Source organism: Clostridioides sp. GD02377, assembly GCF_045899875.1.
Classification (GTDB): domain Bacteria; phylum Bacillota; class Clostridia; order Peptostreptococcales; family Peptostreptococcaceae; genus Clostridioides; species Clostridioides difficile_A.
This window is the reverse complement of the sequence record NZ_JBJODA010000010.1, coordinates 180,356-192,161: the sequence shown is the minus strand read 5'-3', so window position 1 is coordinate 192,161 and position 11,806 is coordinate 180,356. Positions and strand designations below refer to the sequence as shown.

Sequence of the window (11,806 nt, the reverse complement as noted above, 5' to 3'; positions counted from 1 at the left end):
GCTTATATTTCCTAAGACCGTTTCTACCTTCTTAGTACCAAGTAATTCCATGCAATCTTTTATATTGCTTTTTAACCTATCAAGACTATTCTTTTTAACTCTCTTTAACTCTTGCAACCTCTTAATTTCTGAATCTATAGAGCTTATATCACTGTCAATATTCATTATTACTGAGACTATTCTAGTGTTTTTATTTTGTATCTCTTGTTTTATTATTTCTTTTATTTCCTCTAGTTTTTCAGCTTCATTTCCTGTTATTTCTGTTAAACCTTCTTCTATTTCTAATAAATCTGTAGTTAATTCATATAAAGTACTCATAATTTCCCTCCATTTATGCTATAATTAGCTTAATTAAATTTTTTAATAGTTATTTGAATCGAGCCACTTGCAATGGCTCTTTTCTACATTATTTGAACATCTATAGGTCTATCTCTTTCAATTTCTTCTAAAAACAATTCAAATCTCTTGTAATCTTCACTTTCCTCATGTTCTTTTGATTTAATCTCTACATTTATACTTTCTAAAATATTTTCAACAGCATATTTTGCTCTTTGCCATGCAACTATTTCTCTTAGATAATCTCTCATGTGTGCATCATCTATTAAATCCCTGTCTTTATTTCTAAGTTCCTCATAAAGCACACTATTTTTACTTATCTCTAATTCAGCTAAATCTAATTGTTTTTGCACCATTTGTTTTACTTTTTTTAAACTTTCCATAATAAATCCTCCTAATTTAAAAATAAAATCTCATAATCACCATATCTAACATCTTCTACTATTAGTGCTTGGTACTCCATACATCCTCTTTCTTTGTCGTAGTAAGCTAAATTTAGCTCATTTTCTGTTGCCACTACTACGATACAATCAATTTCAAAACCAAGTCTTTTGCAATTTACCTTTACTGCATTTCCTACTTCAACTTTCTTTAAATCGAATTTATTCATAATTACCTCCTTATTTTTCTATTTCTTTTATGTAATCCCAAAGTATGTGCAATATTAGCGAGTTCATTGAACTGCCTTCTGTCGATGCTATGATTTTCATTTTTTCAAGTAGTGTTGCTGGTAATCTAAAAGTAAACCTTACTCTCTCGTCTTTGTCATACATTTGACGTCAACTCCTTCCTTGTTTCAATAATACCATGTCATACATTTGACGTCAAGCATTTTTATTGACTTTCTTTATTAATTATTTTATTATTAAAGTGTCATAAAGACGTCAAATTTTTGTATTAAGGAATGATAAAATATGTCCAATAAAGATATTTATACTCGTGAAGAAGATAAGAGATTTACACTAAGAATTAATAAACTTCTTTTTGAAAAAATCGAACAACTTGCTCAAAAAGATAAGCGTTCTGTAGGTAGAGAAATTGAATTTATTCTTGAGAAGTATTTCGAAGATAATCCTGTAGAATAAAAATTATCATATCTTTTAACGTATATCCTTTAACTTTTGCCTGTTTTAGAAGCTTGTCTTTAAGTTCTCTAGACAGGCGTATTGTTGTTTGCTCTATTTGCATCTAATCACCTTTTTCTTTAATTATTTATAGATTAAACTCATTTTATTTTTAAATTAGCTGGTAAATATGTGTTAACTACATTTATATCTCTTGTTAATGCACTTCTTTTAACTTTTTTATCTTTATTAAACCTCTTATTACATATCTGTTCGTCATAGTATGTAATCTTATATAACTCTTTGTTTCTCTCTACCTTGTAAACTTTGTTTTTATAGATTGTTTTCAAATTATCTCTCCTATCTTATTTTTAATTTAAATCTATTTCTTAAAAACTTCTTTTTTAACTCTATAGTTGCAATCTTTTCTCCATTTTTGAGTAAAAAAAGCACATTTCTGTATGTTACTAGTTCCAACTAAATCACCCCCTTTCTCTTTTTCATTACATCTTTATCCTTTATCGCATTTTTCATAATAAATTCTTCAAACGATATTCTATCAATCATGTACTTTCTTCCTATTTTCAAAGCAATAAAATCCTTTGTTACCATAGCTTCTTTTGCCATGTTTCTAGCTGTTACATCAGATATCTTCAAGTACTCACAAAATTCTTCTATAGTCATTAATTCCATTCTTTTAATTCCTTTTCTATCTAAAAACATCTTAATGAAATCTACTGTATCATCTCGTACCATTAACTCTTTTACTAAATCTTCTGTATCTATAAATTGTAATGCTACATTCATTCTCAAACCTCCCTTTATATTAATTGAATATTCTGTATTTAATTTTCAAAGTTCAAAATAACTTAGCTGTTTATATGGTCTCTCTGACTTTATAACTCTTATACAATCATCTATAATTTGTATTAGATTATTTGAAGTGTCAAAGTCTATATCTTCCCATTTCTCAACACCAAGTATTAAAAATAGTCTCGCTTTTACTTGGTTGTATTCTTTATTCGCCTTGTTTATATCCAATCTATTTTTTATGTATCTAGAATACTGTTGTTTCTTAGAACAAGTTATCTTGCACATCTTTTTATATTCTATTATTGTGCCTTTTAAATCTCCTACAGTACCTGTAAGTTCTGTTATTACATCTTGTTGTAACTGATATGTACCTGTTTTTCTTATTGATGGTAAAACTTCATCAAATACCCAACTCTCAAATTTTTCTGCATTTGGAAGATTCGAGCCTACTATTAATCTGTAAACATCACCTTCAGTTATTAAAGCAGCCTTAATACCATTAATTTTAAACCCCTCGTGTTTCACTACCCCTTTGCAATGTCTTAAAATTGCATCATTAGTATTTTTATAACCTAAAGACTTTGCAATATCTTTTCCTACAAAGTAAGGCTTATTATCAATTTCTGCCATTCTTATTTGTCCAAACTCCATCTTTTCAAATATTTGTAAGTTATTCATACTTATCAACCTCCTGTTCATCTTTTAAGTCCTGTAAATCCTCAAATTCTTTCCATAAGATATTTATTATAAAAGCATTTTTACTTAATCCTTTTCTTTGAGATTGTCTATGTAGCTCTTCATTTAATTCGTCTGGCATTCTAACAGTTATCCTCTTTTTTGCCGTCACTTTTGAACCACCTCCTTGTTTATTATATTATCATTGCGTCACCTTTGCGTCAATGCTTTTTTTGAAATAATTTACGTGGTATAATAGTGACATCATTTAGACTCAAGGGAGGTGCTATATTTATGCCATCAAAATTACCTAGATACACACTTAGAATAGATAACAATCTACTTGAAAAAATCAAGTACATAGCTGAAAGTGAAGGTCGTTCTGCTAATAAAGAGATTGAACAATTGATAAAAAAACATGTTGAAAGTTATGAGAAAGTAAATGGTAAAATTAATATTTAAGTTTATGCAAAATTAAAACTTTTGTAAATTATTGCTAATCACTAACAGTATGTATTCATTTACTGACATACCTCTTTGATTAGCTTTTTCTTTGCACTTATTGTATAGTTCTTCTGTAATACTCAGAGTATATTTCCTTTTATTATTCAATCTAATCACTCCTTTTCAAAATATTCTGTATTTAATTCTCAAAATTCTAACCTAACATTGATAATTGTTCTTCCTGTTCCTTCAATAGTCTTTTTAAAATATACTCTTGACCTTTTCCTGTAACTCTAGTTGTTTTAAAAGTAAATGTGCCAGCTGAGTTCTCCTTAACACCTTCTATGGTTTCTAAATAATCTCTATCTATTGCAACTTGCTTTGGTTCAGTAGAATTCTTAAATACTAAATCCCATTCTCTTAATTTCTCGTATAATCTTTTCTCTCCAATAACTATCCCTTTGCTTTTAGAAATGATTTTTGCTACCTCTCTTACAAGTAAACTATTTTTTGATGATGCTATTTGATTGATAAATTTACTTTTTTCTTGCAACTCTTTATTTTTTTGCTCTATTGTTTTATTTGCTACAATTAATGCTCTAGCCATCACTTTTTCGGGACTATTCCAATCCTTTTCTATCTTAATAAAATATTGTCTTGCTTGTTTACCTTTTTCATTACGCTGTATCATAGCTATTTCTTTTGCCATATCTAACTTAATAGCATGATTTTCACTTGGTCGTCCTCCAGTACTTTCTTCCAAAATTGGAATAAAGTCTTCGTTTATTGTAAATCCATATTCACACATTCTTTTAAACCAAGTTGTATAATTGGAATTCACCTCTAAAAATTCATGTAATTCTCTAGCATTTACTATTGGTTCTTGATTTTCATTTATTTCAACATTTATAAGCTCATTCATGACTATCTTCCTCTCTATATTTTTAGTGTTATTCAATATTACTTGCTTTAGTTGCAAACTTTAAACCTAGTACAGCTTCATGTAAATCATCTATACTTTCCATTCCGATATTCCAAACTTCTTCTTCATCTTTGTCTATCACATCATCTTCAACTACTCTTATAAAATCATCTTCTAACTTTAGGTAATTCCTTATCGCTATGTATAGTTTTAGAGCTGCATTAGAAATTGTTTTAAGTTTTACATTTGGCAAATCAATTAATTCATTCCCTGTACTAGATTTTAAGTGCTGGTATCCTAGAAATTGATTATTATAAATTTCTGTCATTTTCGAAACTACTGTAGTTGGTGGCATTCTTTTATCATTCTCATATGCTCTTAAACTCTCTACTGATATATCTAGTAGTTCAGATGCCTTTTCTTGTGTAAGACCAGTATTTTCTCTTGCTTTTTGGTAGATATTTTGGTATTCATATGACATTCAAATCACCTCTTTGAAAGGTTATACTATAATTAACCTTTTACTTTTAAATATTTACAAATTGCTTCTTTTGCATTTGGACTTTTAAGTCTATCGTTAATTACTGCTGATAGATGATATTTTGATAACCCTAACTCCTCTGATAAATCATCTAGTCTCAAATCTCTATCTATCATGGCTTTTTTAACTTCTTTGCTCCATTTTGGTAAACATTTTTTATTCATTATTATCACCTTCTTTATTAGTGTGTTTATTTGTGGTAAAATTAAATTTATATAACAATTTGTTGTCGTAAGTAATTGTTATCATAGTTATATTATATTTGGAAATTTCCACATTGTCAATACATATATTGGAATTTTCCTATTATTTTTCAGAAAAGAGGTTTATCTTGTGATTAGTCGTATACTTGATTTAATGAAAAAAAATAATATTACAGCTAAACAGCTAACAAATGATTTGGAAATTTCCAATAGTTCTGTCAGCGATTGGAAAAAAGGAAAAGGCAAACCTTCTTCAGATGCAATAGTTAAAATAGCTGAATATTTTAATGTTACTACTGACTATCTATTGTTAGGCATAACATGCAATAAAACAAATAATACAAACTTAACTGAAAATGACCATGAAATTTTATCTCTATTACATAAATTTGATGAGCGTAACCAAATCAAATTTATAAGTAAGGCTGAGGATTTAGCTGATAAAATGTTAGAAAAAGAAAATGATACAGAATAATTACTATATGCCTGCTCTCTTATAACTTTCTAGGCAGGCGTATTGTTGTTTGCTCTCTTTGCATCTAATCACTCCCTTTTCAAAATATTCTGTATTTAGTTTTCAAAGTTCTAGCCTAACATTGATAATTGTTGGCTACTTTTTTCTATGTCTGGTAATATGTTATTTGCTTTTAATAAGTCATTTAAAAACAATCTTCCTTTTTGAGTCCATTTAGTTATCATTTTTGTGCTTATATTTCCGTTAGTCCTAGTTATCTCTATTGTTTCTGAGTGAGTATATCTTTTTCCTTGATGTTCCTTATATAAAAGCCATTGCTCACTTTGCTTATATTGCACCTTTAATTTATGAAGTAATTTGTTCATTTCTGTGCCACTCATTCCGTAGTCTTTTGCAATTTGAGTTATTGTAACTAAACTATCACTTTTTAGTATTTTATCTGTATAATCAGCTTTTGGTTTAAGTTCATTTATAACTTGGTCTTTGATTTTACTTTCTAGTTGAAGTTGTTCTTTTTCCTCAACTTCTGTTAACAACTGTTGTAAGGCTTCTTTATATGTAGTTGGTAATTTAGGTTGCTGTTGTTTCAATTCTTGTTCCATTTCTTCAAATTTTTTCGTATATGTTCCTGTAAATGCAGTTCCCTTTATTCCTGTCATTTTATTTGCTATAAAGTCACAACCTATTTTTGTTATTGCATAACATGGCTTTTCTCTTTTATAGTCATCCGAGTAAGTATTTTCAATAAAATAATCAGATGGGTACAAATCTGTACTCATGTTTTTATTAGCTTCTTCCATCTGATTTATATAGTTTCTTATATCTCTTAGTAAAATCTTGTGTTCCTTTTCAACCATTAAAGCTATATCTCTGCTATCAGTTGTTAGTTTATTGTTGACTTTTACTATTGTTAACTCTTTCATGTTTATACCTCCTTTTGAGTTTTCATATTTCTTGAAAATTTTAATTTTAAAATAGCTTCATATATACCTTCTAACTTTTCCATAACGTCATTCCAAACTTCTTCTTCATCTTCATCAATCACATCATCTTCAACTATATCTATGAAATCATCTTCCTTTTTAAGGTAATCTTTGATTTCTTTATGCAACTTCAAAGTTATACTTGAAAGACTTTTCATTTCTAGTTTTGGTAAGAACATTACTCCTGCTTCTGTAGTTCTTCTAACATGTTCATAGCCTAACAAATTATTGTTATATACAGATACCATCTTTGCTACTATTTGATTGTTTGGTATCCTCTTGTCGTTCTCGTAGGCTCTTAAACTCTCTACAGATATATCTAGTAGTTCAGATGCTTTTTCTTGTGTTAAACTGGTATTTTCTCTACTTAGTTGATAGATATTTTGGTATTGTTGTAACATTTATTTTTCACCCCTAGTATTGTAAACTTAGTATATAGCTTAATTCATACTTTTAGTAAACTTTAAGTTGACACTATTATTAAAAAAAATTTCCTCTATACTTAGACCAAAGAAATCTGATATAGTCTTCGCTTCTTCAAGAGAAAATTTAGTTTTACCATTCTCCTTATGCGAATAAGAAGCTAAAGTTATATTAAGTAAATTTGCTATATCAGATTGATTAACATTATTTAGTTTCCTATATGCCTTTAATTTTTTAGTATTCATTATTAACACCTCTTTTCTAGTCAACTTTAAGTTAACTTTATATTTATATAATAGTCTACTTTTAGTTTACTGTCAACATAAAATTTACATTTTTTTAAAAAAAGTATTCATTTTGTTATATATTTCATAAAAAATATAACATATAGTTTATAATTGCTTATATAAACATCAATGAAAGGAGCAATATTATGACTCTTCAAGATAGAATAAAAGAAGAAAGGCTTAAACTTGGTTTAAATCAAGTTGAATTGGCTAAAAAATTTAATGTAACTAAACAAACTGTAAGCAATTGGGAGAGCGGGAATAGAATTCCAGACACTTTAATACTTACCAAATTAGCTGACTTTTTTTGTATATCAGTAGATTCTCTTTTAGGTAGAACTAATAATGAGCAAATAAATAATTATGAAAATTTCATTGATGAACTAGACAGTTCTGATGATGTAAAAGAATTAATAAAGATATTTCTTGATTTAGATGATAAAACTAAAGATAAGATGTTAAAAATTGCTCAGGTTTTTATAGAAGAAGAAAAATCAAAAGTTGATAATCAAAAATAAATTTATCTAAAAGAAGAGAAATTATTCCTCTTCTTTTTCGTTGTGTAAGTTTTTAATAATTTCTTTATATTCATCAAATTTATATGTATTAACACTTTCTAATTCACTAAAAATATTATTCAATTCTAGTATTAGTTTATTTGATTCATCCACACAACTACCCCCTCATATAAACGAACTTATGTTCGTATTTTTAGTTATAAATCCCCTGTAATATTTAATAAGTTATGCTTATGTATACCCTTTGTATCCTTTAATTTTCTAACTTTTAAATCAGACTATTCAGAATTGTCTTTGATAATTATCTTACTTACATAATAATACTTTTGTTAAGTAATTGCAACAGAAAACAGGCAATTGTAATAAAAAAAATCGAATTTTGTAGAGAGTTGGATATTTTTTCCATTTCCCTATATTATTAATCGTGTTTTTTATTATATTTTCCTCTTATATCTAGTTTATATAATATTTTTTATATTATTTAATAATATATTCATTTTATTTTTTATATCATGTAAATCTCTTAATTCCTTCTTAAACATATCTAATTGCATATTTTCTCTTATATACATAGCATTTGTACAGAAAATTTTATATACTTAAATTATTATCATAAAGTAGAACACATTATAAATTAATTAAATTCAACAGGAGGAATCTTTTATGAATATTTTAAATCTATTCAGAAAAAATAAAAACAAAAACAATATTGATTGCAATGAAAAATCGAACAAATCAAAACAAACCTATAATGATAGTACAACTCCTTCGCAAGAATGTAATTCTCTTTCATCTCATAATGTAGAAGTAAAAAATGAAATTAATAAAATCTTGAATGTGAGTTATAATGATACAACAAATTTATATGAATTAGATAAACAAGCAAGAGAAAAATCTGATGCCCTATATGATATACATACTAATAGTGTTAATGAGTTTAACCCGCAAAACAATATATTAGAAACGGATACTAAACCACTTACATCAATAGAAAAATCTTTCTTAAAATACATAATTGGAGAAAATATATATGAACCTTATATAGCAGCCTATTGGACATATGAATATAATATTAATTATTCATATTTAATTTCTAAGTTTTTCAACATGAATTATCTTAGGGTTTCAAATTACATTGAAGACCTCACTAAACTAACCGTTTCTGAATTGAAAGAAATATTAAAATGTAATAATATTAAACAAACTGGTAAAAAGGCTGAATTAATAGAAAGAATAGAAAAAGAAATCTCACAGAAGGATTTATCTAATTTTTTTAATAACTCAAACAAATATTATGCTTTAACAGATAAAGGAAAAGAACTGTTGAAAGATGTACATAAATCCGTTACTAAAAACACTGACCTAGAAGACCAGTGTTTAGAATTAATTTATACTGATAAATACGAGGAAGCATATGACTTAATTTGTAAATATGAATCCTCTAAAAATATCCCAAGAGGAATTAATATAAGCTGGGAAAATCATAAAATTGCACCTATACAAATTAGTTCTTACGAAACCATAAAGAAATTAGATATAAACTTAAAAGACACACTATTAGATAACATAATTAAATCATCATATATACTTTGTGATATGTTAGGAAATAACACCAAAACTTCTATGTTAGTAAAGCGTTTAGCAGGAGAAAAAATCGATAGTATCGAAATTAATAATGCTATAAATAGTATAAATGATGCAATACACAATCACTCTACTATAACATATAAAGCTACTGACAGTGGTAGTAATAAAAATTCATATTATATAGATATTGTTAAGAATAGCAAATCAATACCGTTCGAAGTTAATAATAAAAATTACAACTTCAAAATTAACGAAAATGAAATTTATTTTTTAAATATACTTAAAATTAAAATGTATGAAAACGAATTAAAAGATAATTTTACCTTTGATAGAATGTCAGATGGAGCATTTAATGTATTTGATACTTCAGACAACTTCATTGGCGAAGTTAAATTACAAGGTAGAAAAAAATGGATAATGTACATGAAAGATGAGTTTGGTTCAGAACATATTTATGGCGAATTAATTCACTTAATCGATGGTATTGATGCTTGGATTAAATATTTAAAAGAATATCTAAAATAACAAAAGAGCCACTTAAAATGATTAAAACTCATTTTAGGTGGCTCTTCTTTATACTAAAAATACTGATAACATACTTATATTTTTCTAATTTCTATTAGCGTATCTTTATAATCCAATTGAATTCTTTTAAAAAATTACCATTTTGTTTTATTTTTACGTTTTTTTTGCAAATATATGGAAATTACGCATAAAATTTTATATACTTAAATTGTTGTTATCATAAAGTAGAACAAAAAATAAAAAAGGAGTTTTAATATGAACAATGAAAATGAACAGTTAAAAAGTGATTTACTCATCAATGATGAAAAAATCAAAATTCTTAATTTCAGGATACCCTGGTACTATTCTTTATGGACTATATCTATACTAATTCTTTCTACATTTTCAACATACTCTATATCATTTATAGTTGCAATAATATTCTTATTCAAAAGAAATAAGATAATGAAAAAACATAAAGATAGTATTAGTATGCTATTATCTGATGTCGAAAAAATCAATAATAAATATATTTCATTAAATGATAAAATTAAAATGAAAGAAAAACACTTTAAAGATTTATGTGAATCAAACGAGAAAACTTTAAAAGAATTATTCACTCTATTAGATAAAAAGAAAGCTGAAATCGATAAATTTGATTCAGAAAACCAAGATAAATTTAAACTTATTGAAGAATTAAAAATAGAAAAAGAAAGACTTGATAATCTTATAAAGGATAAAAATATACTTAAGGATAATATTAATACTTTAAACTCTCATTTAGAAGAATTAAAAGATGAGAGGGAAGAACTTAGAGATATAAATGAAACTTTAAAAAATAAAAAAGAAGAGCTAAAAAGGCTATCAGAAGAATTAATACAGACTGAAGATGAAGTTCTGCTTCAATCATTTGGATTGTATAATCCAAAATATGATTTTGAGAATTCTGACAAGTACATGGAAAAATTAAAGGAAATAAGAGAAATGCAAAAACTATTAATAAGAAATAAAACAGGTGTAAAATATTCTGATTCTTGGACTGTTGATGGAAGTGTTCAAAAAGGTAGAACTATGACTAATCAAAATATTAAAACAGCTCTTAAGCTCTTCAATAGTGAATGCGACATTGCTATGTCAAAAGTTAGTTTTAAAAATATTGATGCTATAGAAAAAAGAATACGAAAAGCATTTACTGATACAAATAAATTAAATACTTCAAATAAAGTTTCTATAAAAGAAAACTATCTTAATTTGAAAATAGATGAGCTTTATTTATATTATGAATACCTTCAAATGAAGGAAGAAGAAAAAGAAGAACAAAGAGCTTTGAGAGAACAAATGAAAGAAGAAGCCCTTGTTCAAAAAGAAATAGAGAATCAAAAAAGAAAGCTGAAAAAAGAAGAATTACAATTCAAAAATGAATTGCTTAGACTAAAATCAACTATACCAGAAGATGAAAACGACAAATTAGAATGGGAACAAAAAATCAATTCTATAGAAGAAAAACTAGCTTTACTATCAAAAGATTTAGATGATGTATTAAATAGAGAACAAAATACAAGAGCAGGACATGTATACATAATCTCCAATATTGGTAGTTTTGGAGAAAATATATATAAAATAGGAGTAACTAGAAGATTAGACCCAACTGAGAGAATAAACGAATTAAGTAGTGCATCAGTTCCTTTTAAATATGATATACATGCGACTATATTTAGTGAAGATGCACCCAAATTAGAGTCAGCTTTACATAAAGCATTTGATAATAAAAGAGTTAATAAGGTAAATAATAGAAAAGAATTCTTCGAAGTTACTCTTGATGAAATAAGGTCAGAAGTTGAGAAAAATTTCGATAAGACTGTAGAATATACAAAATTAGCAGAAGCACAAGAATATAGACAAACGTTAAGAATACAAGAATTAAATAATAAATTAGCTTAAATATGTTCAAACAATTATAATTTAATAAAATATTATTTTTGAATATCTATACCAATTTGTGATATAATAATAGCAAGGAGATAAAATTTA

The 11,806-nt window shown here is 26.5% G+C and carries 22 protein-coding genes; 6 read left to right on the top strand and 16 right to left on the bottom strand.

Annotation, left to right across the window (positions count from 1 at the left end; genetic code table 11):
- The 4 genes from Q3304_RS11050 to Q3304_RS11035 all read right to left on the bottom strand — a co-directional run.
- On the bottom strand, positions 1 to 318 hold a 318-nt coding region (locus Q3304_RS11050; protein WP_407814546.1), incomplete at its 3' end, for a siphovirus Gp157 family protein.
- A gap of 83 nt (positions 319 to 401) precedes the next feature.
- Complete coding sequence (locus Q3304_RS11045) at positions 402 to 719, bottom strand: hypothetical protein (protein WP_407814544.1); 318 nt, start codon at positions 717 to 719, stop codon at positions 402 to 404.
- Positions 720 to 730: 11 nt separating this feature from the next.
- Complete coding sequence (locus Q3304_RS11040; RefSeq protein WP_407814542.1) at positions 731 to 946, bottom strand: hypothetical protein; 216 nt, start codon at positions 944 to 946, stop codon at positions 731 to 733.
- Between the two features lie 10 nt (positions 947 to 956).
- A complete protein-coding gene (locus Q3304_RS11035; protein ID WP_074179946.1) occupies positions 957 to 1,109 on the bottom strand; it encodes an Arc family DNA-binding protein in 153 nt (50 codons plus the stop codon).
- A 141-nt stretch (positions 1,110 to 1,250) separates the two neighbouring features.
- Here Q3304_RS11035 and Q3304_RS11030 point away from each other — a divergent pair, with 141 nt between their 5' ends.
- A complete protein-coding gene (locus Q3304_RS11030) occupies positions 1,251 to 1,421 on the top strand; it encodes a hypothetical protein (protein WP_250780034.1) in 171 nt (56 codons plus the stop codon).
- Positions 1,422 to 1,561: 140 nt separating this feature from the next.
- On the opposite strand, the gene Q3304_RS11025 is transcribed toward Q3304_RS11030, so the two are convergent.
- The 4 genes from Q3304_RS11025 to Q3304_RS11010 form a co-directional block, all read right to left on the bottom strand.
- Positions 1,562 to 1,750 (bottom strand): hypothetical protein, encoded by a 189-nt coding sequence (locus Q3304_RS11025; RefSeq protein ID WP_407814540.1) that lies wholly within the window; start codon positions 1,748 to 1,750, stop codon positions 1,562 to 1,564.
- Between the two features lie 127 nt (positions 1,751 to 1,877).
- Entirely contained in the window at positions 1,878 to 2,207 is a 330-nt protein-coding gene (locus Q3304_RS11020) for a helix-turn-helix domain-containing protein (protein WP_407814538.1), read from the bottom strand.
- 45 nt (positions 2,208 to 2,252) lie between these two features.
- Positions 2,253 to 2,891 carry a Bro-N domain-containing protein gene (locus Q3304_RS11015; RefSeq protein WP_407814536.1) on the bottom strand — a complete coding sequence of 213 codons (639 nt, stop codon included), beginning with the start codon at positions 2,889 to 2,891 and terminating at the stop codon, positions 2,253 to 2,255.
- The gene (locus tag Q3304_RS11010) at positions 2,884 to 3,060 is read right to left on the bottom strand and encodes a toxin-antitoxin system HicB family antitoxin (RefSeq protein WP_407814534.1); all 177 of its coding nucleotides are present in this window, start codon (positions 3,058 to 3,060) and stop codon (positions 2,884 to 2,886) included. The genes Q3304_RS11015 and Q3304_RS11010 overlap by 8 nt, the downstream gene beginning before the upstream one ends.
- 122 nt (positions 3,061 to 3,182) lie before the next feature.
- On the opposite strand from Q3304_RS11010, the gene Q3304_RS11005 reads away from it, so the two are divergent.
- Positions 3,183 to 3,350, top strand: a complete 168-nt coding sequence (locus Q3304_RS11005) for an Arc family DNA-binding protein (protein ID WP_407814532.1) — start codon at positions 3,183 to 3,185, stop codon at positions 3,348 to 3,350.
- A 12-nt stretch (positions 3,351 to 3,362) separates the two neighbouring features.
- Here Q3304_RS11005 and Q3304_RS11000 read toward each other — a convergent pair whose 3' ends face one another.
- The 4 genes from Q3304_RS11000 to Q3304_RS10985 are packed head-to-tail and all read right to left on the bottom strand — an operon-like array spanning position 3,363 to position 4,959.
- Complete coding sequence (locus Q3304_RS11000; protein ID WP_407814530.1) at positions 3,363 to 3,500, bottom strand: hypothetical protein; 138 nt, start codon at positions 3,498 to 3,500, stop codon at positions 3,363 to 3,365.
- Between the two features lie 46 nt (positions 3,501 to 3,546).
- Positions 3,547 to 4,254 (bottom strand): antA/AntB antirepressor family protein, encoded by a 708-nt coding sequence (locus Q3304_RS10995; protein ID WP_194655109.1) that lies wholly within the window; start codon positions 4,252 to 4,254, stop codon positions 3,547 to 3,549.
- Between the two features lie 28 nt (positions 4,255 to 4,282).
- Positions 4,283 to 4,735, bottom strand: coding sequence for a helix-turn-helix domain-containing protein (locus tag Q3304_RS10990; protein ID WP_407814528.1), 453 nt, complete (start codon positions 4,733 to 4,735; stop codon positions 4,283 to 4,285).
- A 32-nt stretch (positions 4,736 to 4,767) separates the two neighbouring features.
- On the bottom strand, positions 4,768 to 4,959 hold the full coding sequence (locus Q3304_RS10985) for a helix-turn-helix domain-containing protein (RefSeq protein ID WP_407814526.1): 192 nt from the start codon (positions 4,957 to 4,959) through the stop codon (positions 4,768 to 4,770).
- Between the two features lie 169 nt (positions 4,960 to 5,128).
- Between Q3304_RS10985 and Q3304_RS10980 the strand changes: the two genes are divergently transcribed.
- On the top strand, positions 5,129 to 5,473 hold the full coding sequence (locus tag Q3304_RS10980) for a helix-turn-helix domain-containing protein (protein WP_407814524.1): 345 nt from the start codon (positions 5,129 to 5,131) through the stop codon (positions 5,471 to 5,473).
- Between the two features lie 110 nt (positions 5,474 to 5,583).
- Here the strand turns inward: Q3304_RS10980 and Q3304_RS10975 are convergent, their stop codons facing one another.
- Genes Q3304_RS10975 through Q3304_RS10965 form a run of 3 tightly spaced genes read right to left on the bottom strand, consistent with a single transcriptional unit; the run spans position 5,584 to position 7,124 of the window.
- Positions 5,584 to 6,396: a phage antirepressor KilAC domain-containing protein gene (locus tag Q3304_RS10975; RefSeq protein ID WP_407814522.1), complete on the bottom strand. Its 813-nt coding sequence runs from the start codon at positions 6,394 to 6,396 to the stop codon at positions 5,584 to 5,586.
- 2 nt (positions 6,397 to 6,398) lie between these two features.
- Positions 6,399 to 6,857, bottom strand: a complete 459-nt coding sequence (locus tag Q3304_RS10970; RefSeq protein ID WP_407814520.1) for a helix-turn-helix domain-containing protein — start codon at positions 6,855 to 6,857, stop codon at positions 6,399 to 6,401.
- Positions 6,858 to 6,896: 39 nt separating this feature from the next.
- Positions 6,897 to 7,124, bottom strand: coding sequence for a helix-turn-helix transcriptional regulator (locus tag Q3304_RS10965; RefSeq protein WP_407814518.1), 228 nt, complete (start codon positions 7,122 to 7,124; stop codon positions 6,897 to 6,899).
- A gap of 188 nt (positions 7,125 to 7,312) precedes the next feature.
- On the opposite strand from Q3304_RS10965, the gene Q3304_RS10960 reads away from it, so the two are divergent.
- On the top strand, positions 7,313 to 7,684 hold the full coding sequence (locus tag Q3304_RS10960) for a helix-turn-helix domain-containing protein (RefSeq protein WP_407814516.1): 372 nt from the start codon (positions 7,313 to 7,315) through the stop codon (positions 7,682 to 7,684).
- 21 nt (positions 7,685 to 7,705) lie between these two features.
- Here the strand turns inward: Q3304_RS10960 and Q3304_RS10955 are convergent, their stop codons facing one another.
- The gene (locus tag Q3304_RS10955) at positions 7,706 to 7,837 is read right to left on the bottom strand and encodes a hypothetical protein (protein ID WP_407814514.1); all 132 of its coding nucleotides are present in this window, start codon (positions 7,835 to 7,837) and stop codon (positions 7,706 to 7,708) included.
- Positions 7,838 to 8,347: 510 nt separating this feature from the next.
- On the opposite strand from Q3304_RS10955, the gene Q3304_RS10950 reads away from it, so the two are divergent.
- Both Q3304_RS10950 and Q3304_RS10945 read left to right on the top strand, forming a co-directional pair.
- The gene (locus tag Q3304_RS10950) at positions 8,348 to 9,796 is read left to right on the top strand and encodes an SAP domain-containing protein (RefSeq protein ID WP_407814513.1); all 1,449 of its coding nucleotides are present in this window, start codon (positions 8,348 to 8,350) and stop codon (positions 9,794 to 9,796) included.
- Positions 9,797 to 10,051: 255 nt separating this feature from the next.
- Positions 10,052 to 11,716 carry a DUF4041 domain-containing protein gene (locus tag Q3304_RS10945; RefSeq protein WP_407814512.1) on the top strand — a complete coding sequence of 555 codons (1,665 nt, stop codon included), beginning with the start codon at positions 10,052 to 10,054 and terminating at the stop codon, positions 11,714 to 11,716.
- Positions 11,717 to 11,806 lie beyond the last annotated feature (90 nt).